The organism is Streptomyces sp. NPDC060027 (genome assembly GCF_042737005.1).
Classification (GTDB): Bacteria; Actinomycetota; Actinomycetes; order Streptomycetales; family Streptomycetaceae; genus Streptomyces.
In genome coordinates, this window is sequence record NZ_JBHWVI010000182.1 from 1 (window position 1) to 18,192 (window position 18,192).

The window sequence follows — 18,192 nt, forward strand, 5'->3', positions numbered from 1 at the left end:
TTGTCGAAGCACTCAAAGCGCGGCATACAGCAAGACATCTCGCTCGGCCCCTGCCCAGAGCTGATCCAACTCCCAGCCCTAAACGCCTATTAGGCGTATGCCTCCCGCAAGAACCGTGCCTACCTGCGCGGCCGCGGGATCCGTTGCACCATCCCCGACAAGGCCGACCAAGCGCACAACCGCAGAAAGCTCGGATCCCGCGGCGGCCGGCCACCGCGTTTCGACCCGGTCGACTACCGCGAGCGTCATGCGGTGGAGTGCGGGATCAACCGCCTCAAGAGGAACCGCGCCGTCGCCACGAGATACGACAAGCTCGCGGTCCGCTACGAGGCGACCGTCCTCGTAGCGGCCATGAACGAGTGGCTGTAACCCTCGGCCATCACGCGGTGGGATCCACGTTCCACATCTGCGGCAGATCGCTGCCGCAGAAGACGCAGACGAAGTCGTCCTCGCGCACGATGTTGTGCTCCTGGCAGCCAGGACACCGGCGGAAGACCACCTCGTGGGTGAAGCCGGAGGGTCGTTCGAGCCCTACATCGTCCAGAGCACGAGCGACTTCCGACCAGGAGCCGATGTCGGGGCAATACCCGGTGGACTGGTTGCTGGCCTCGCTCACGGCCCACCGGTCCGCCTCGCGCACGAAACTGATCTCGCCGGCACTCAAGACCATGGCTCCGCCAGCGCAGGCCACATGCTCGCTCCGTCGGGGCGCCAACCGAAGCACACCGTCCACGCCGACCACGAAAGTGAACGGCTCGGCCAATTCCGCCGCCGATCGCCCAGCAATCCAGTCGCCGAATTCAGCTGCCGAGCTGATCCGGCACCCGCCGCTGCCAGGCCGGACCGCAGCCTTCAGCTCGACCGGTCCGACGTATCGGTAACTCCGCCCCCGCGCAATCACGTCAGCCAACCTAGAGCACTTCCGACACACGCCCTAGCGCCCAAGCACTCGAAGCCGGACAGACTGTCCGACTTCGAGCTCGCCTGTCTGTCGATGTCGGCAACGGACCCGAGGGGCGTACTGGGAAGTGCTTGCGCCCTGTATGGGCTGAAGTTGGTTCCACCAGTTGTCGGCACGCAGGCTTGGAAGGGATGACCCTTCCTCGATGACTGCCGCCGCCATTTCCCTGCCCTCGACACCGAGTTGCGCAGCGGCTCCCCTTCCCGTCTGGCAGGAAGTTGAGAAGAAAGATTCCCGCCCTGCGGGTAGTTCGACGCTCTCCGCCGTTCCGCGCTTGTAGTTCCTGTCAACTCAGGAGATCAAGGACCGAGAAGCCGGATCTCGGTGCGTTTCTGCACCTGCGGATCCGCCACAGAGGCCCGAGACGTCACCCCTGAGTACGCAGGAGACTCGATATGCATGACCAAACTGATCGCCCCGCCCCCGCTGTGACGATGCAGCGCGTCAAGGGCTGCAGCAGACCCGATCGGCTTGCCATCAGCATCGCTAAGGCGGCCGAGCGGCTCGACGTCAGCTACCAGACGCTGTGGCGAGCGATCCATGACGGCGAATTCCCCGGGATCAGGATCCGCGGCCGCATCGTCGTGCCCGTCAAGGCAATCGAGCTGCTGATGGAGTCGGTCACCCACTCCGGGCAGCTCGTGGACGTGGCCGACTGGACGGCTGCTTGGCGAGCCGAGACTGCCATTGCCGAGGCGGTCTGAGATGGCCACCCCGCGCAGGAACTCTATGCGCCTTGCCGCATCGCCCAAGCCCGTTGCGGCTTCGTCCGACCGGCGAGCGCAGATGGCAGAGAGGGCCGCGCGAACCGCCCCCGGCTCGACAACAACATCGAGCGGCAGGCCCCATACGCCGGCCAAGACACCGATCCGCTCTTCCCCCATGAGACCGACACGGCGGGCATGGAGTACGGCCGCCCGCCTGGTCGAGCAGGAGGGACGATGCCCCCGCCGAGTCAGGCGTCGAAGTCGTACTCCAGGACGTACGAAGCCGAATCCAGGACCATCTCGTTCACTTCGACGGCGCTACCCCCATCAGCGAAGGCCGTACGACAGATCTCGATCACCGGCGTCCCCATGGAGAGGTCGAGCTGTGCAGCCTCGCTCTGTGCAGGCATCCGGCAGCGGACCTCTTCACGGAAGTGGACCGGCTTGTGGCCGAGTTCAGCGAGGCGCGCGTATGTTCCGCCCGGCCCCGTGTCCTCTTGAAGGATTGCCGATCCCGCAACAAGCTCGGCCGACAGGTACGACCTGGCGAGCAGCACGGGCTTTCCGTCCAAGACGAAGCGCCGACTCCGGACACAAGCATCCGCGCCTTGCGGCAGATCGAGCACAGCCGCAACCAGGTCAGGTGCCGGCCGCACGCCGACTTCAAGCTGGTCGACCACCAGCTGTCGATCCTCGACGTCGACTGCCCAAATTGACCGCCCCGCGCCCCAGTTCTCTTTCGCGAGACGCTGAATCCCTCTACGCCGGAGGGGTCGGAAAGCACGGACGAAGACGCCAGACCCCTTGCGGGCCTCCGCGACACCTTCACTCCGCAGCACCCCGAGCGCCTGCCGTGCGGTCATGCGGGCCACTTCATAAGTGGCCATGAGGTCGTTCTCGCCGGGCAGCCGGTCGCCGGGGGCATAGACCCCGTCCTTGATCGCCCGCTTCAGGTCATCGGCGATCCGCTGGTACTTGGGCTGGCGACTGGCGCCCTGGGTGGCCATCGAGCGATCACTCTCCCTTCCTCTCTAGACAGCGTACGGGCGGCGCCTGTCTGCGCACATCAAGGGGGATCACTCACCTCCTCACGCAGGCCGCCCCAGAAGCTGTTGACATCTCTAGAGATGTTGGCTTCACTGGAGACGTCTCTAGAGATGTCAGACCAAAGTGTGGCGTCTCGGGGAGCTCTCTTGTCATGGGAAAGCCCTGGTGAATCACGAGATCACACGGTGCCGCCAGCACCTAACGATCCCTCACCAGGGCCCCACATCACCCCCTGAGCACGCAGGAGGATCGATGCACGACCAGGTTAGTGAACAGGCCGCCCCCGTCGTAAAGCTGCAGCGGGCCGGCCGCGAGCGTCACCCCGGCGCCAAGCTCGCCGTGACCATCGCCGAGGCCGCTGGCCAGCTCGGCGTCAGCTACCAGACGCTGTGGCGGGCCATTCGGGACGGCGAGTTCCCCGGGATCAAGATCCGGGGCCGCATCCTCGTCCCGGTCAAGGCGATCGAGCGGCTGATGGACGCGGTCACCGACTCCGGCCAGCTCGTGGACGTCGCCGACTGGACCGCCGCTTGGCGCGCGGAGACGCCGGCCGCTGCGGAGGTGGGCTGAGATGGCCGCGCCACGGCGTACCGCGGGGACGATCGGCGGCATCAAGCAGTTCTCGACGGCTTCCCACGACTGGCGCGCTCGCCAGGCCGAGCGCGGTCGGCTCGGTCGGCTCAGTGCGGCCATCGAGCAGAACGCCGCGTGTGCCGAGCAGAACCCGGAGCTGTTCTTCCCGAAGAACGCGGACGGAGAGGCGTTCGCCAAGCAGATCTGTCGGGGCTGCCCGGTCGTACGGGAGTGCCTCATGCAGGCCCTCCGTCTCGGTGACGAGTACGCCGTGCTGGGCGCGACCACCCCGGCGGAGCGGGCCGCGCTCACGCGGCGCCTCGCCGCGAAGCGTCAGGGGGTGGCGGTGTGAAGGCTCTGGAGCAGTTCCGAGACCAGCACGGCGACCCCGCGACGTGGAGCGTCGCCGAGTTCGACGAGTACCTGGAGATCGGCGACCAGCAGATTCTCGCCGCCGAAGCCGCGCACCTGCTCATCGGCGGGACGTCCCGCAGCGGCAAGGTGACGGCGGCCGCCGCGGCGCGGGAGAGGGGAACGCGGTGAGCGTCACCGACCTGCACCCCGAGAAGTCCGGCGGCACCTACGCCGAAGGCCTCGCGCGTGCCGAGCAGATGCAGGCAGACACCGAAGCCCGGCGTATCAAGAACGAGGGCGAGCGCGTCCGCCAGGAGCTGGCGAACGAGCGGGCCCGCGCGAAGGCGCAAAAGGACATCCAGCGCGACCTCGACGACGCGGCCGAGGAGCGTCGGCATCGTGGTGAGGCCCGCCGGGAAGCAGCCGAGGCCAAGGCCCGTGCGGCGAAGTCCGCCGCGACCTGGCGCAAGGCCGCGAAGGCGATCGCCGCCGTGTGCATCGTCGTATCGCTGCCGCTGCAGGTCATGGCGTTCTGGGACCCGCACGCCTGGTTCCTCGTCGCCGCCCCGTTCGTCCTGGAGGGCGTTGCCTGGGCACTGCTGTGCGGGGCGCAGGCCGCCATCGACGAGGGCCGCCCGTCCTGGCACTACCGGCTCGGAGCGCTCATCCAGGCGCTGATCGCCGCCGGGATCAACTACGCGCACGGCAGTGCCGAGTACGGCATGGCGACCGGGATCGGCGGGGCGCTGTGCTCAGTGATCGGCCCGATGATCTGGGACCTGCACGAGCACGGCCGGATCGCCAAGCGGGAGGGGCGCACCCCGCGTTCCGTGCGCCGGGCCGAGCGCCGTACGGCCCGTGCCGAACTCCAGCGCCTGGACGCGGTCAATGCCGCCCGCGCCGCCCGTGACACCGACGTGTGGGAGCGGGCCCTCGACCTCGCCGCCGCGTACGGCGAAGTCCGTCCCGGCCGCCGCTCGGGCTTGCTGAGCCTGCGCGGCGCGAAAGCGCCGAAGGTCGTCCCGGGCGAGAAGACCTACACCCGGGCGTGCGTGGAGATCCACGGTGCCGAGCCTGGCTCGACAGCCGAGCGGATCGCCCACATGCGCACCGCCAAGCGTGCCGTCCGCATCGCCCAGAACGGTCCCCTCGACGGCCCGCAGAAGGACGCGAACCCGCAGGTCGATTCCCAAACGCCCGCCGTCGGCGACGAGCTCTCCACAGCTCGCAGGAAGGCACCGAAGACGCCCGGCGAGGACGGCCGCAAGCGCAACGGCGGAACCCCGCCCCGCCGCCGCCCCGGCACCGTCAAGTACCACCCCGCCGCCAAGAAGCAGATGGCACTCGCGGCCGCCCGCCAGACCGACTGACTCGCCCCGCGAAGGAGAACACGACCATGGCTCGCATCATCCGCACCCTCGCCCTGACCGGTGCCGCCGCCGCTGCCCTCCTGGGCACCGCCGGGACCGTCCACGCCGACACCCCCGAGAAGGCCACGGCCACCGTCGAGGCCGCCATCGACCGTGCGGCCGGCGCCCCGGTCACCCTCCCCTCCGGCAGGACCATCCACATCCGCGGCCTCGACACCGCCGCTTACCGCACCGACGCCTCGCACCGCAGCACGGTCGTCACGATCGCGGACGGACAGAACACCGGCACCGGCGTCGGCACCCCGGCGTACACGGACTTCAACACCCAGACCCAGCAGGTCCGCACGCAGTCGGCCGGGGGCACGATCAGCGTCGTCGCGATGCTCGGCATCGGCCTGGCCATCTTCACCTTCTTCATGGTCAGGAAGGGCCGGATCAACGCCTGGCACGCGGTCGCGCTGGTGATGTTCGGCGTCGTTCTCGCCCCGACCACCTTCGGCCCGCTGCTGCAGAACCTGGGCGTCTCCGCCGCGACCTCCCTGGGCAACGTCTGGGGCGGCTTCTAGGCCACCGCCCAGCCAGTTAGCCAGCAAGCCAACTAGCCGGGGTGCGTCACGCGCCCCGGGAGAGGGGAAACCGGCCGATGGCCATCGAGATGCACTCCCACCCCACCGGAGAAAGCGAAGGCGTCGTCGACGCCGAGATCATCGAGGCAGAGGAGGCCAGCCGCGGCGACCGGGCGAAGGAGTGGGCCGCCCACCGCCGCACCCAGGCCGCCGCCGCGTTCGCCGAGCAGCGCGCCCGTGTCGCGCAGCGCCTGCAGGCGTGGTTCGCGACGGCGGACGTCACTGACGAGCAGCTTGCCCAGCACGTGGAGCGTCGGCGCCGCCTGGCCCAGCAGAGCAAGGAGGTCGAAGCCCGGGGCCAGGTCAAGACGCTGCAGGCTCAGCTGCGAGGCGCCTCCAAGGAGGAGGCGACCGGGATCGCGATGCAGCTGGCGGGAGCCGAGGCCCAGCTCGCCCTCATCGCGGGCGACGCGGACGCCGACCGGATGAAGGTCGACGGCCGGGCGCTGAGCCGGGCCCGCTGGGCGAAGAAGGCCGGCCGCCTCGCGAGCGCCGTCGGCGTCGTCGTGGTGTACGTGAACGTGGTCCTCACCGTGGAGCCCATGCTCGCGCTCGCCGCCCTGGGTGCCGCGCCGTTCGGCTGGTGGTACCTCTCCCGCCCCCTCGTCGACGACAAGGCGACCGGCCAGGCTGGGGCGGTCGACCTGACCAAGGCCCCCGACGGCACGGTCATGGTGGTCGACCAGGCCACCGGCGAAGCCGTCCCCGCGGACGCGGCGCCGTTCATGCCGGACACCCTGGCCAACCTCGGAAGGGTCAGCCTCATCAAGCGGGAGTCGGGCCGGGTCCAGGGGGAATCCGACCTGGTCACCGCGCTGGTCAAGGCGGGCATCATCACCGAGGCGCAACGCGATGAGACCCACCTCGCCGGAGTCATCCAGCCGTCCGGGCCGGGCTGGACCGCCACCGTGGAACTTCCGCGGGGCGTCAAGGCGTCCGCCGCGATCAGCAAGGTCGAAGACCTCGCCTCCGCGATGCGGATCAAGAAGACCCGGATCGAGATGTCCGCCGACACCTCGGACGACGGTCACGAGGGCCGGTTCGTGCTGTGGGTCGCCGACGAGGACAACCCCTACGGCACCGACAAGCACCCCTCGGAGCTGATCACGGCGGAGCGCTGGGACTTCTGGCAGCAGGGTGTCCCGCTCGGAGCGGACGCCCGCCGGGGCCGCCACGCCCTGCACCTGCTGTGGTTCTCCCTGCTCATCGGCGGGCTGATGGGCTACGGCAAGTCCTACCTCGCCCGCCTGGTGGCGGCCGCGGCCGCGCTGGACCCGACGGTCCGGATCATCGTCATCACCGGCAAGACCGGGCCGGACTGGGCACCGCTGCGGCATATCGCCCACCAGTGGATCGCCGGGGCCACCCCCGGCATCATCCGCCAGGTCCTCGATGTGATCGGCCAGACCATCGAGGAGATGCAGGACCGCGGCACCGAACTGGACCGCCTGTATGAGGAGGACCCCGAGTCCGTCCCCGAGGGGAAGATCACCCCGGAGCTGGCCAAGAAAGGCATGGGCCCGGTCCTCCTGGTGGTCGACGAGCTGCAGGAGCTCCTGGACGGCGCCGCCCTCGTACAGGTCCCCGTCGACGAGGACCGGGACCCGGAGGCCGGCGGCCGGGTCAAGACCCGCTCCGGCCGCGACCTGATGGTCGAAGGCTTCGCCCGCTACGTGCGCGTGACCCGCTTCGTCGGCGGCATGGGCGTGTTCATCACTCAGCGCCCCGACGCCGACAGCGTGCCCACCAAGCTGCGCGAGGTGTGCGCCAAGCGCGCCTCCTACCGGGTCAAGGGCGACCGCAGCTCCAAGATGGTCCTCGGTGACGACGCCGTCGCCAACGGCGCCGCCCCGCACCTGCTCACCGAGGCCAGCCGCGGCGTCGTCGTCCTGGACCAGGGCAGCGACGACGGGCACGTCACCCTCAAGGCCGACGTCATCGATCTCCCCCAGTTCAAGGAGATCTGCCTGCGCGGCCGCCAGCTGCGCGAAGAGGCGGGCACCCTCACTGGCGACGCCGTCGCATACGGCAAGACCCACGCCGCCGAGGCCACCGCCCGGAACCTGATCGCCGACTGCACCGCCGTCATGGACGCCGACGGAGTCGACCGCATCCGCACCCAGCGCCTGGTGGAACTCCTGCAGACCCGCTACCCGGACCGCTACAAGGACCTCACCCCGGGTTCCCTGCAGTCCCAGCTGCGCGACGCGGGCGCCGGCACCACCCGCAAGCTCGGCCCGATAGACGGCATGGCCAACCCCAACGGCTACACCCGTGAGCAACTCGCCGACGCAGCGCGCAAATAGGGACAGATCACCCCGGTCGCCCCACTGGTCAGCGCCTGGAATGCCTCAGTATGCACCCCGGTCCCGCCAGGCGCCGAACCGGTCGACAGACCACCCGGACCGACCCGACGACCACCCGCCAAACCAGAACATAACCGGCACCGACCAGGGGTCGACCACCCACTCGACCACCTGGCAAACCAGGACGGAAGGGATCGTGCCCGTGGGGAACTACAAGGGCCGTATCTACGCCCGCTACCGCACGCCCGGCAACCGCACGGTCATCGTCGTCGCGGAGATGCCGCTGCTGCGCAACGGCTACCAGTGCGACGGCTGCTGGCACGTCTACGACGACGTCGACCGGGTCGAGGACATCGACGACAAGGCCCGCGTGCACGCTTCCCGCTGCACCGGCCGCGGCCCTCAGGGCCGCACCTACGAGCCCGCCTATTGGGGCCTGATCTGACCATCCCGACCGGGGCGCCCGCCCGCCTGGACAGCACCCGGGCGCCCCACCCCAACCCGCACCACCCGACACCGAAGGAGCACGTCATGGCAGGCAAGGCCTGGGAGCCGACCAAGGCGAAGAAGTTCGCCCGCGAGCTGGAGTTCGGCAAGTCCTACTACGTGATCGCGAACATCGCGACCAACCTCACCCCGTACGAGGACCCGCAGATGTACAGCGAGTACGTCTTCACCGAGCGGCTGCCGTTCACCGGCAACCCGTGCACCGAGGGCGGCATGTCCGCGGTCACCCTGTGCCAGAACTTCGGCCCGGTCTACGAGGACCAGCCCCGGAACATGCGTCGCCTGGGCAGCCCCGGCCCGCAGGTCGCCGGGCCCGTCCCCGAGGGCTACGAGGCGTACCTCGACGAGGCCGAGATCCGCGGCTTGGAGAAGCACGTGGCCGACGGCAGCGACCCCAAGCGGCACCGCCCGCTCGGCAGTTGGCGGGTGTAGCCGTGGGGGCCACCGACCGTGAACAGCTGCTCAAGAGCGCTGCGGATCTCGTCTGGGAGCACGCGATGAGCGGCTGTGGAACTGACCCCCAGCCGATGGCGGCCGCCCTCGCGGCCGCCCGGAAGGTCGGGATCTCCCTGCAGGAGATCGCCGACTACAACACCGACAGGCCCGAAGACCTGTGACAACGCATCGGGGCGCCCCCTTCTCGCCTGGACAGCACCAGGGGGCGCCCCTCCCCAACCCGCGCACTCACGCACACAGGAGGTACGTACGAGATGAGCACGACCACTCCCGTCAGAGCAAGTCGCGCCGCTGAACGGGCCGTCGAGGCGCCGATCGACGTCGACGGCTTGGTGGTCGAGATCGAGCGTTACCTCGCTGCCCGGACCCGCACCACCGCCCGGCCGCTGGTCACCAAGTCCACCCAGGAGCTCATCGACGAGGCCCTACGCGGCCTCGCCCTCTCCCCGGCTGTGACCGGGGCCCCCGTGCTCGCCCCGCCGCCGGCCTGGCTGCGGCGCCTGCCGGACTGGGCCCTGTCCATCCCCCTGGTGCGCAACCGGTGGGGCGCCGGCGCCCGGCAGATCACCGTCGCCGAACACCTCGAACTGACCGCCTTGGTCATCGAGCGCTGGGGCTGGACCCAGGACACCGACCGTGACGAGGACGGCGGCCGCTGCATCCGCGGCGCCCAGTACGTCCTGCTGCGCCTGGGCTACGGCGACGCCGACACCCTCCACCGCACAGACGCCCACCTCCACCAGGTCCTCGCCCCCACCGGAGGCGGCAGCTACGTCGCCTTCAACGACGCCCCCGGCCGCACCAAGGAGCAGGTCCTCGCCCTGCTGCGCACCGCCGCATCCGAAGCACGCCATGGAAGGAGCACGATCTGATGGGCTGGAACGTCTCCCACGGCACCAACGCGAACGGCGAGTTCCGCCGCTCCTACACCTCGATGTCCAACCTCGCGCAGCAACTGGCGCACGTGCTGTCCACGAGCGACTGGCGGTCGATCGCCTACCTGTTCAACCGCCCCTCGGGCGACCCGTTCACCGTCGCCCCTGCCGAGGCCAGCCGAGTCGCCGACGTGCTGCGCACCGCAGCCATCCACCGGCTGATGCCCGGCGACTGGGGCGCCACGGCCGACGAGCTGGCCGACGCCGCCGACCACGCGGCGTACGCCGACGAACCGTGGACCTGGAGGTGACCGGCGTGACGCGCTGTGAGTTCCGCGGCGAGGACAAGCCGGACGTGCGGGTCCGCCAGGATCCGTTCGCCTGGAACGTCAACGACGAGGACTGACAGGTGCCCATGCGCGACGGATGCGAGCAGAACCGCTTCGACGAATCCTGACCGCTCTCTCGCCCAGCTCAACCGCTCCGAGTTCGGCTCTGAGTCAGCCCGGCAGCAGAACACGGGGGCGAGGCCGCCAGCCTCCTACAGCAACGGCCTCGCCCCGCAGAACCCCTCAACCACCACGCGGTGCGAAGGAGTACCCCCATCATGCCCGTGACCTCCGAAAGCTGGAGCCCCACAACGCTCGCCCTCGTCGATGACGAGCACGATCGCCGCAACGCCTCTGACGGCCACTCCCGCTACGGCGCATACCTCAACCAGCGGCTGTCCTGGCTCCACGAATACGACGAGCCCGACCAGCCGCTGCCCACCGCCGAGTTCGCCGCCGCGGCCTGGAAGGTCGCGACCTCGCCCATCATGTCGCCGGGCTACGTCGAGATCCGTTCCGACCTGCGCGGCATCACGCTGACCTTCGCCGAGGACGGCGAGGGTCGGCTGCTCGTCGACGTGCACGTGCCGCTGCACCACCACGACCTGCGAGCGGCACGCGACATCCCCTACAGCTGGCAAGACTGGGACTCGGAACGTCACTACCTCTCCCCGTACGAGACCTTGTTCGAGCCGGGACCCAAGCGCCCCGCTCTGCTGACCACCACCGTCGTACGCCTGGTGGTGGACACCAGCTGGGGCCTGCCCCCGCAGCAGCACACCCGCGGCCACGGCCTGGTCGACGACGCCAAGCGCACCGTCGCCACGCTGGCCTCCGGCATCAACCAGCACGCAGGCCCGATCGTCGCCGCCCTGCGCGGTGAACGATGACGCCCACCCGCACCCTCCCCGCCCACGGCACACGCAGCCGCTACAGCAACCACGGCTGCCGCTGCGAGACCTGCCGCACCGCGCACCGCGAGTACGAGCAGCACCGCACGCGGCAGAAGGTGTACGGCACTTGGCAGCCGTACGTCGACGCCGAACCCGCCCGTCGTCACGTCCGGGACCTCATGGCCCGGGGCATGGGATGGCGTCGTATCGCCAACGTCTCCGGCGTCGCGAACGGCACGATCACCAAGCTCCTGTACGGCGTCCCTGCCAAGGGCCGACAGCCCGCTCAGCGAATCCGCCGCGAGACTGCCGAACGCCTCTTGGCCGTCGACTACTCCGCCGAACTCCTCGCCGGCGGCGCGCTCGTGGACGCCACCGGCACCTGGCGCCGCATCCGCGCCCTGGTCGCCGTCGGCTGGCCCAAGGTGCACATCGCGCGGGCGCTCGGCAGCGCTGGCGAGGGCCTGCAGCTCGATGAGCGTCTGGTCCTCGCCTCCACTGCCCGCCGCGTCGCCGAGTTGTACGACGCCTGGTGGGACGCGGACCCGACAGAACGCGGGGTGCAGCCGGCACAGGTGGGCCGTGCCCGCCGGTACGCGGCAGCCCGCGGCTGGGCTCCGCCTATGGCCTGGGACGACGACGCCTTCGACGACCCCGACGCCCGGCCGCACGCGGAAGAGCATCGCGCGATCTCGTCCGCCGAGCGGCGTGAAGAGGTCGAGCACTTGGCATCCTTCGGAACCCCGACCCACGAGATCGCCGAGCGAGTCGGTCTCAGCACCGACTACGTCCGCGGCCTCCTTGGCGGCTGGGTCAACCCGGTGCGCGGCAAAGCCGCGTCATGACGGGCGGGCTGCCGGTCTTCGGATGGAACCAGGCCGACCGGCGCGTCTACGCGACCCGTCGCCAGCTCGCCGCCGAGCGGCTGAGTCCCGGCGGGCCCGTGGCGGCCCGGCTGGTCTGGCGCAAGGGCAAGCGTGAAGCCCACCTGTACCTGCGCCGCCAGGCCAAGCCGAAGCGCGTCATGACCTGGCCCCAGATCGAGGCCCTCGCCAAGGCCCTGGCCACCCGCCGCTACTGCCCCGACTGCCATCGCGACGTCGGCTACTGCCTGCCCCGCCGCTACGGCCACTGCTTCGACTGCCACACCGCCTCCGAAAGAAGCCGAACACAGTGAAGAAAACCCTCCGACAGCCCGTCGAAGTCGGCGAGTTGAACGGCTACACCGTCGCCCTGACCGCCGAGGACTACCGCGGCAACACGTCCTTCTGGTGGCACGCCTGGTCCCCCTCCGGCTCGTACGCGGGCCAGTCCAACGACGAGGACCTGCTCGCCCTCCTCATCGCCCGCCACCGCTACGACCACGCCTAAGACCCCGTGCCGCCTCCCCACTCCACGCCCGCCCTGCGCTGGGGACCGACCACGCCCCAAGGAGATCTGCACCTGATGCCCATCCGCCCCGAGATGCGGGCCCGCTACCCCCGCGACTGGCCGCAGATCAGCCGTCGTATCCGCTTCGATCGTGCAGGCGGGCGCTGCGAATGCGACGGCCGCTGCGGTCGTCGCCATGTCAGCCGCTGCACAGCCGTCCACGGCGAGCCTCACCCGGCCACAGGCTCGCGGGTCGTCCTCACCGTCGCCCACCTCGACGACGTCCCCGAGAACTGCGCCGACGACAACCTCGCCGCCATGTGCCAGGCCTGCCACCTCGCGTACGACGCCGCCCTGCACGCCAGGACCGCGGCCCGGACCCGCGCCGCCCGGCTCGTCGCCCCTGGCCAGACGGCCATCCCCCTCGCAGAAGGAGACCCCGCGTGAAGATCCGCATCATGGCCACCGCCGACGAGGCCGCCGAGCTTGTCGCACGCCTCCGCCAGGTCGTCGCCGTCGTCGAGGCGTCCGAGCCGTACCCGAACCGCCGCAGCGACAGCGTCCTCGTACGCGTCTACGTCGAGGTGCGGCTGTGACCGCTCACCGCACCCAGCAGTGGGAAGACCTGGAGGCCGCCGCCCTGGCGGCGGCCTCCCGCGGCTGGCATGTCTTCCCTCTCCAGGTCGACGGCCTCGTGCCAGCCGTACGCGACTGGCACGACCGCGCCACCACCGACCCCGAGCGCATCCGCCGCTGCTGGGGCGCCGGCGCCTTCGGCGTCGGCATCGCGCCCTGTCCCTCCGGCCTGGTCGTGCTCAACCTCGTCCCGGCCACACAGGGGATCCAGGCGCCGCCCGAGTGGCGCCTGCCCGGAGTGGTGGACGGGTCGGACGTCCTGGCTGTCCTCGCGGAACGCCACGGAGCCGCGTACCCGGCCGAGACGTACACCGTGCGCACGCCCTTCGGCGGCACGCACCTGTACTTCAGGCACCCGAACGGCCCCTGCCCGCCCGCGACTCGCGGCCCCAACAGCTCACTCGGCTGGCACATCTCCCTGTACACCGCCGGCTCCTACATCCCGGCCGCGGGCAGCCCCACGCGGTGGGGCCCCTTCACGGTCGTCCACGACACCGAGCCGACCGAACTGCCTGCGTGGATCACCAACTCGTGGTCCAGCGACAGCACCCCCGCACTGAGAGGAGCGGCGTGAGCACGCCCCAGCACGCCCCCGGCGACAACGTCATCCCCATGACCGAGGCGCCGAACAGCGTCGAAGCCGAGCAGATCGTCCTCGGCGCTGTCATGCTCAACGCCGCCGTCCTGCCCGAGATCGAGGAGGAGCTCGGGCAGGACCCCGCGGTCTTCTACCGCCCGGTCCACGAAACGATCTGGCGCGCGATCGTGGAGCTCGTGACGGGCGGCATCCCGCCGAACCCTGTCGTCCTCACCGACACGCTGGCCAAGTCCGGCGATCTGCAACGCGTCGGCGGGGCGTCCTATCTGCACACCCTGTACAAGGCGGCTCCGACGGCAGCTGCTGGACAGCACTACGCAAGGATCGTGCGCGAGCACGCCGATCGACGACAGATCGTCGGACTCGGGACCCGGCTGATCCAAGCCGCGCGCGATTCCGGCGAAGACCACGACGAACTGCTCGCCGCAGCACGGCACGCGTTGGCCCACACCACAGTCGAGGAACGCTGGCCCGCCCCGACACCGCTCGGCGAGCAAGGCCCACTCCCCGCATTCCCTGTCGACGCCCTCCCCACCTGGGTGGCCGAACAGGTCGCCGCAGTAGCCGAGTTCACGCAGACCCCCGCCGACATGGCGGCGACCATGGCGCTCGCCGCGCTGTCCACCGCCGCCGGCGGACGCGTCCACGTCCAGATCCGAGATGGCTGGGTCGAGCAGACGAACCTCTACCTGGTCGTCGCCATGCCCCCGGCCTCCCGCAAGTCCGACGTCTTCGCCGCGATGACCCGCCCGATCTACGACATCGAGGCAGCCATGCAGGAGGACGCTCGCCCCTCCATCATCGAGGCCGAGGTCGCCAAGGAAGCAGCGGAAGCCCGCGCCGAGTCCATCCTGGCCAAGGCCCGCAAGACGGACGACTCCACCGCGGCCACATCCCTGGTGGCCGAGGCCGCAGGCTTGCGCATGGAAGCCGATTCGATCGCCGTACCTCCCAAGCCCCGCCTGACCGCCTCTGGAGACGTCACCCCCGAGACCCTGACCAAGCTTCTGAGCACGCACGGCCGCCTCGGTGTCCTCTCCCCAGAAGGCGACCTGTTCGACATCATCGCGGGCCGCTACAGCTCCCGCCCCAACCTCGGCGTCTTCCTGCAGGGCCACAAGGGCGAGCGCCTGCAGGCCGAACGCATCACCCGCGAAGCCGACTTGGGCGAGAAGCCAGCCCTCACCATCGGCATCACCCTGCAGCCTCCGGTCCTGATGGACCTCGCCCAGACTCCCGGCGCCCGCGGCCGAGGCCTCCTGGCCCGCTTCCTCTTCTCCCTCCCGGCCTCAACCCTCGGCTACCGAAAGATCGTCGTCCCCCCGGTCCCGGAGAAGACGTCCCGCGCGTACGAGTCCCACCTCACGGCTCTGGTCCACACCCTCACGGACCTCCCAGAGGCGGTCACCATCAAGTGCTCCGGGCCCGCCGACCAGGCCGTCATCAAGCTCCAAGAGGATGTTGAGCCCAAGCTCCGCCCGGACGGCCCCCTGGCCCACATCGACGACTGGGCAGGCAAGTACGTCGGCGCCGTCGCCCGCATCGCTGGCCTCCTCCACCTCGCCGACCGCACCACAGGCCGCTGGGGCGAGCCCATCGAGGCGACCACGATCGAGCGCGCCATCGCCATCGGCGAGTACTACACCGCCCACGCGCTCGCGGCCTTCGGCCTCATGGAGACCGACGCGGACACCGAGAAGGCCCAGCAGGCGCTCGACTGGATCCGTCGGACGAAGGCGACCAGCTTCAAGGCCCACGAACTCGTCACGGCCCGCCGCCGGGCCTTCCCCACCGTGAGCTCCACGGCTCCGGCACTGAGACTCCTTGAGGAGCACGGCTACGTCCGTCGACTCCACGAAGAACGAGCCGGAACACGCGGACGCCAACCGGCTGTGGTGTACCGGGTGCATCCCTCGGTCGCAGAGCTAGAGGATGAGCCTTTTCCAACCTCACGTTGATGCGTGATGAAGGACGAGGACGGCCTTCACGAAGTCGGTGATGCGGTTCGTGCTGCAGCGGAGCTTCCGCAGGAGCCGCCAGCCCTTCGAAGTGGCCATGGCCTGTTCGCCGAGGCAACGGATCTTGGCATGGGTGCTGTTGTGGCGGCGCTTCCATCGCTTGAGGCGGCGACCCCGAAAAGGCACCCGGACCAGTCCGCCGGCTCCTTGGTACGCCTTGTCCGCCCAGCATATGAGGTCCGCATCGGCAAGGACTTCGATGATCCCATGCTGCCGCGCTGCGGTCAGGTCGTGCGTCGATCCGGGCAGGGCCGGTGAGGCCCGAAACAGCCGTCCGACCGGATCGGTGAGCACTTGGATGTTCATGCCGTGACGTTTGTGTTTGCCGGAGTAGTACGGGGTGTCGGCGGCGATCTCCCCCAGCCTTCGGCCGGGAGGTGCCCCCAGTCGGTCGGCAGCAGGGTGCCCTCGAGGATGACGAACGCTTTCTCCTGGATCGTCGTCATCGCCTCGGCCAGGGACGGAGCGAGGACAGCCAGGATGTCGACGACTTCGCGTATGTAGCGGAACACGGTCGCGATCCCGATGCCGAACCCGGCGGCGAGTTGAGCGTAGGTGTCCCCGCACCGCAGGTGAGCCAGCGCGAGGAGGGCCTGACGCCCGACCGGCAGGCGCCGCCACCGCGTCCCGATCTCTGCCTGCCTGGCCGACAGCTGTCCGGCCAGGAACCGAAGGGTTCGGCTCGACAGATCGATCGAGGACGGATGGACAAGCACGTGAAGCTCCTGGCGGACATGGGTGATCTTGGTCGAGAACCCGTCTACCAGGGGCTTCGCCGTTGCGCAGGTGTGTCCAACTCGCGGTCAGCATCGCCAGGCTGGAAAAGACTCACTGATTCTGCCGAGGAGATGCAGCTGAGGGATTCGAGCAGGTGGCACTGCAACGCGGCGATGTCCCTGAGTGGGGTTATCCCCACCGGCCAGGTATGGCTTACCGGATGGACGTCGAGAGGGGTGTACAGCGATCCTGTGTCCAGAGACGACTTGATGACCACGCATGGCGAAGGGATATCTCATCGATGCGCATTGTCCTCATCGGGCCGCCCGGGGCTGGCAAGGGCACGCAGGCGGTGCGTCTTGCCGCGCATCTGTCGATCCCGCACATTTCCACTGGTGATCTATTCCGCGAGCACATCGATCAGGGCACCGAGCTTGGGCAGCGCGCCCGCACGTGCATCCGCGACGGTCTTTTGGTGCCGGATGAGGTCACGATCAGCGTGATCAAAGAGCGCCTGGCCCGTTCCGACACTCAGGGCGGATTCTTGCTGGACGGCTTTCCCCGCAATCTTGCCCAAGCGGAGGCACTGGACGGCATCTTGGTCGACCCGGGATCGAAGCTGGATGCTGTGCTCGAACTGGAGATTCCCGAAGCCGAAGTGGTCAAGCGGGTCGCTGGACGGCGGTTGTGCCGAAAGGATCGCGGGCACATCTTCCACGTCTACTACAGCCCCCCTGAAGTAGCGGGCGTGTGCGACGTCTGCGGAGGGGAGCTCTACCAGCGAGATGACGACCGCGAGGCAACTATTCGACAACGACTGAAGGTATATCGCAGCGAGACGGCACCGGTTATTGACCGATACCAGGCCCAGGGTTCCGTAACCACGATCTCGGCTCTGGGTCAGGTGCAGGAGGTCCTGAACCGTGCACTCCTTGCGATCGCCAAGGGATAGTCGATACCTGCGGAATGTCGAATTGTTGACCGGATCGTCTGGGTATGGCCTTCGGTTTCTTGCGCGAGGTGATGCCGAGATGCGAGTTTTCCGAGGGCGTGTACAGAAAAGGGCAAAGGTATCGATGCGAGGTGGGGCGACAGGGTGGGCAGGTCGTGTTCAACCGTGCTCATGCAGCCTCTTTTGGCCGAAACCGTCTTGCGGTGTGAGGGATGTCCCTCTGCCGACGTGGGCGGCCCACCATGAGTCATCCGCTTCCCCAGGCGTGCGGATCGTCGTGAAGTAGATCGTCAAGTTCCGGACATGTCAAAGAATCCGCATGCTGGCCTGACAGCATCCGTGGCAGGGTTGCGACGTCAAGCGCAATCAGACACCAGTTCGGCCCATTTGGGGCCGACTTTGTCGACTCTAGGGGAGGGCTTTCCTCATGCGGATAAGTTCCAACTGGCGTGCACGTACGGCGTCCACCTGCGCCGGCCTGCTGATAGTGGGCGGCGCAGCGGTCGCCGTCGCACCGCAGGCCTTGGCCGGCGGTGACGGCAACAAGGTCCACAACTGCTTCGGCCGGTGGTACAACACCGACTGGGACCAGCGATGCGGCAGCCTCGGTGCGAACTACGCCGGTACGTACACGTCCATCGCCAACTGCAGCTTCGAGCCGGACAATACGATGGATCAGTGGCGGAGAATGGGCAGCAAGGCGGTGTACAACGGGCACGACTGCGACTGGTCCGCAGCGGGCGTGCAGACCTACTTCTACGAGTAGGAACCCTCGCGCCGTCGCCAGCGGCCTGATGCAGTGATGCTGCGGCCTGTCGGGCCCCCCACCCAAATTCGGGCGAAACGCCCCGCGTGGCCAATTAAACAACCACCGCAAAGTGGGCCGGGTCTGATAA

At 69.1% G+C, this 18,192-nt stretch carries 24 protein-coding genes and 2 pseudogenes; 23 read left to right on the top strand and 3 right to left on the bottom strand.

From position 1 onward, the window contains the following. Window positions 1-108: 108 nt before the first annotated feature. Window positions 109-369: pseudogene (locus tag ACFWBT_RS32470) on the top strand (IS5/IS1182 family transposase); the annotation flags it as partial. 10 nt (window positions 370-379) lie between these two features. Here ACFWBT_RS32470 and ACFWBT_RS32475 read toward each other — a convergent pair. Continuing rightward, complete coding sequence (locus tag ACFWBT_RS32475) at window positions 380-901, bottom strand: hypothetical protein (protein ID WP_385706581.1); 522 nt, start codon at window positions 899-901, stop codon at window positions 380-382. Between the two features lie 455 nt (window positions 902-1,356). Between ACFWBT_RS32475 and ACFWBT_RS32480 the strand changes: the two genes are divergently transcribed. Further along, entirely contained in the window at window positions 1,357-1,665 is a 309-nt protein-coding gene (locus tag ACFWBT_RS32480) for a helix-turn-helix domain-containing protein (RefSeq protein WP_385706558.1), read from the top strand. A gap of 251 nt (window positions 1,666-1,916) precedes the next feature. Here ACFWBT_RS32480 and ACFWBT_RS32485 read toward each other — a convergent pair whose 3' ends face one another. Continuing rightward, window positions 1,917-2,675 (bottom strand): GntR family transcriptional regulator, encoded by a 759-nt coding sequence (locus ACFWBT_RS32485; RefSeq protein ID WP_385706559.1) that lies wholly within the window; start codon window positions 2,673-2,675, stop codon window positions 1,917-1,919. 292 nt (window positions 2,676-2,967) lie between these two features. On the opposite strand from ACFWBT_RS32485, the gene ACFWBT_RS32490 reads away from it, so the two are divergent. The 19 genes from ACFWBT_RS32490 (at window position 2,968) to ACFWBT_RS32580 (ending at window position 15,567) form a co-directional block, all read left to right on the top strand. Next, on the top strand, window positions 2,968-3,285 hold the full coding sequence (locus tag ACFWBT_RS32490) for a helix-turn-helix domain-containing protein (protein WP_385706560.1): 318 nt from the start codon (window positions 2,968-2,970) through the stop codon (window positions 3,283-3,285). A 1-nt stretch (window position 3,286) separates the two neighbouring features. Continuing rightward, window positions 3,287-3,640, top strand: a complete 354-nt coding sequence (locus tag ACFWBT_RS32495) for a WhiB family transcriptional regulator (RefSeq protein WP_385706561.1) — start codon at window positions 3,287-3,289, stop codon at window positions 3,638-3,640. Continuing rightward, window positions 3,637-3,831: a hypothetical protein gene (locus ACFWBT_RS32500; RefSeq protein WP_385706562.1), complete on the top strand. Its 195-nt coding sequence runs from the start codon at window positions 3,637-3,639 to the stop codon at window positions 3,829-3,831. The genes ACFWBT_RS32495 and ACFWBT_RS32500 overlap by 4 nt, the downstream gene beginning before the upstream one ends. Then, a complete protein-coding gene (locus tag ACFWBT_RS32505; RefSeq protein ID WP_385706563.1) occupies window positions 3,828-5,012 on the top strand; it encodes a hypothetical protein in 1,185 nt (394 codons plus the stop codon). The genes ACFWBT_RS32500 and ACFWBT_RS32505 overlap by 4 nt, the downstream gene beginning before the upstream one ends. Before the next feature lie 26 nt (window positions 5,013-5,038). Then, window positions 5,039-5,578, top strand: a complete 540-nt coding sequence (locus ACFWBT_RS32510; RefSeq protein WP_385706564.1) for a hypothetical protein — start codon at window positions 5,039-5,041, stop codon at window positions 5,576-5,578. A 77-nt stretch (window positions 5,579-5,655) separates the two neighbouring features. Further along, the gene (locus tag ACFWBT_RS32515) at window positions 5,656-7,944 is read left to right on the top strand and encodes a hypothetical protein (RefSeq protein WP_385706565.1); all 2,289 of its coding nucleotides are present in this window, start codon (window positions 5,656-5,658) and stop codon (window positions 7,942-7,944) included. A 202-nt stretch (window positions 7,945-8,146) separates the two neighbouring features. After that, window positions 8,147-8,389, top strand: a complete 243-nt coding sequence (locus ACFWBT_RS32520) for a hypothetical protein (RefSeq protein ID WP_385706566.1) — start codon at window positions 8,147-8,149, stop codon at window positions 8,387-8,389. An 86-nt stretch (window positions 8,390-8,475) separates the two neighbouring features. Further along, on the top strand, window positions 8,476-8,883 hold the full coding sequence (locus ACFWBT_RS32525) for a hypothetical protein (RefSeq protein ID WP_385706567.1): 408 nt from the start codon (window positions 8,476-8,478) through the stop codon (window positions 8,881-8,883). 2 nt (window positions 8,884-8,885) lie between these two features. After that, window positions 8,886-9,068, top strand: coding sequence for a hypothetical protein (locus ACFWBT_RS32530; RefSeq protein WP_385706568.1), 183 nt, complete (start codon window positions 8,886-8,888; stop codon window positions 9,066-9,068). A gap of 93 nt (window positions 9,069-9,161) precedes the next feature. Continuing rightward, window positions 9,162-9,779, top strand: coding sequence for a hypothetical protein (locus ACFWBT_RS32535; protein WP_385706569.1), 618 nt, complete (start codon window positions 9,162-9,164; stop codon window positions 9,777-9,779). Continuing rightward, window positions 9,779-10,093, top strand: coding sequence for a hypothetical protein (locus ACFWBT_RS32540; protein ID WP_385706570.1), 315 nt, complete (start codon window positions 9,779-9,781; stop codon window positions 10,091-10,093). Before ACFWBT_RS32535 ends, ACFWBT_RS32540 begins: the two co-directional genes overlap by 1 nt. 296 nt (window positions 10,094-10,389) lie before the next feature. Further along, window positions 10,390-11,001 carry a hypothetical protein gene (locus tag ACFWBT_RS32545; protein WP_385706571.1) on the top strand — a complete coding sequence of 204 codons (612 nt, stop codon included), beginning with the start codon at window positions 10,390-10,392 and terminating at the stop codon, window positions 10,999-11,001. Further along, on the top strand, window positions 10,998-11,849 hold the full coding sequence (locus ACFWBT_RS32550) for a hypothetical protein (protein ID WP_385706572.1): 852 nt from the start codon (window positions 10,998-11,000) through the stop codon (window positions 11,847-11,849). Before ACFWBT_RS32545 ends, ACFWBT_RS32550 begins: the two co-directional genes overlap by 4 nt. Next, the gene (locus tag ACFWBT_RS32555) at window positions 11,846-12,181 is read left to right on the top strand and encodes an RRQRL motif-containing zinc-binding protein (protein WP_385706573.1); all 336 of its coding nucleotides are present in this window, start codon (window positions 11,846-11,848) and stop codon (window positions 12,179-12,181) included. The genes ACFWBT_RS32550 and ACFWBT_RS32555 overlap by 4 nt, the downstream gene beginning before the upstream one ends. Then, window positions 12,178-12,375: a hypothetical protein gene (locus ACFWBT_RS32560; protein WP_385706574.1), complete on the top strand. Its 198-nt coding sequence runs from the start codon at window positions 12,178-12,180 to the stop codon at window positions 12,373-12,375. Before ACFWBT_RS32555 ends, ACFWBT_RS32560 begins: the two co-directional genes overlap by 4 nt. Window positions 12,376-12,450: 75 nt before the next feature. After that, complete coding sequence (locus ACFWBT_RS32565; protein ID WP_385706575.1) at window positions 12,451-12,822, top strand: hypothetical protein; 372 nt, start codon at window positions 12,451-12,453, stop codon at window positions 12,820-12,822. Further along, on the top strand, window positions 12,819-12,971 hold the full coding sequence (locus ACFWBT_RS32570) for a hypothetical protein (protein ID WP_385706576.1): 153 nt from the start codon (window positions 12,819-12,821) through the stop codon (window positions 12,969-12,971). Before ACFWBT_RS32565 ends, ACFWBT_RS32570 begins: the two co-directional genes overlap by 4 nt. Then, a complete protein-coding gene (locus ACFWBT_RS32575) occupies window positions 12,968-13,585 on the top strand; it encodes a bifunctional DNA primase/polymerase (RefSeq protein WP_385706577.1) in 618 nt (205 codons plus the stop codon). Before ACFWBT_RS32570 ends, ACFWBT_RS32575 begins: the two co-directional genes overlap by 4 nt. Further along, window positions 13,582-15,567 (top strand): DUF3987 domain-containing protein, encoded by a 1,986-nt coding sequence (locus ACFWBT_RS32580; protein ID WP_385706578.1) that lies wholly within the window; start codon window positions 13,582-13,584, stop codon window positions 15,565-15,567. The genes ACFWBT_RS32575 and ACFWBT_RS32580 overlap by 4 nt, the downstream gene beginning before the upstream one ends. Here ACFWBT_RS32580 and ACFWBT_RS32585 read toward each other — a convergent pair. Then, window positions 15,559-16,343, bottom strand: a pseudogene (locus ACFWBT_RS32585) (transposase family protein). The gene ACFWBT_RS32580 and the pseudogene ACFWBT_RS32585 sit on opposite strands and share 9 nt — an antisense overlap. A gap of 302 nt (window positions 16,344-16,645) precedes the next feature. On the opposite strand from ACFWBT_RS32585, the gene ACFWBT_RS32590 reads away from it, so the two are divergent. Then, on the top strand, window positions 16,646-17,296 hold the full coding sequence (locus ACFWBT_RS32590; RefSeq protein ID WP_385706579.1) for an adenylate kinase: 651 nt from the start codon (window positions 16,646-16,648) through the stop codon (window positions 17,294-17,296). Window positions 17,297-17,723: 427 nt separating this feature from the next. Beyond that, window positions 17,724-18,062 (top strand): hypothetical protein, encoded by a 339-nt coding sequence (locus tag ACFWBT_RS32595; protein WP_385706580.1) that lies wholly within the window; start codon window positions 17,724-17,726, stop codon window positions 18,060-18,062. Window positions 18,063-18,192: the final 130 nt, after the last annotated feature.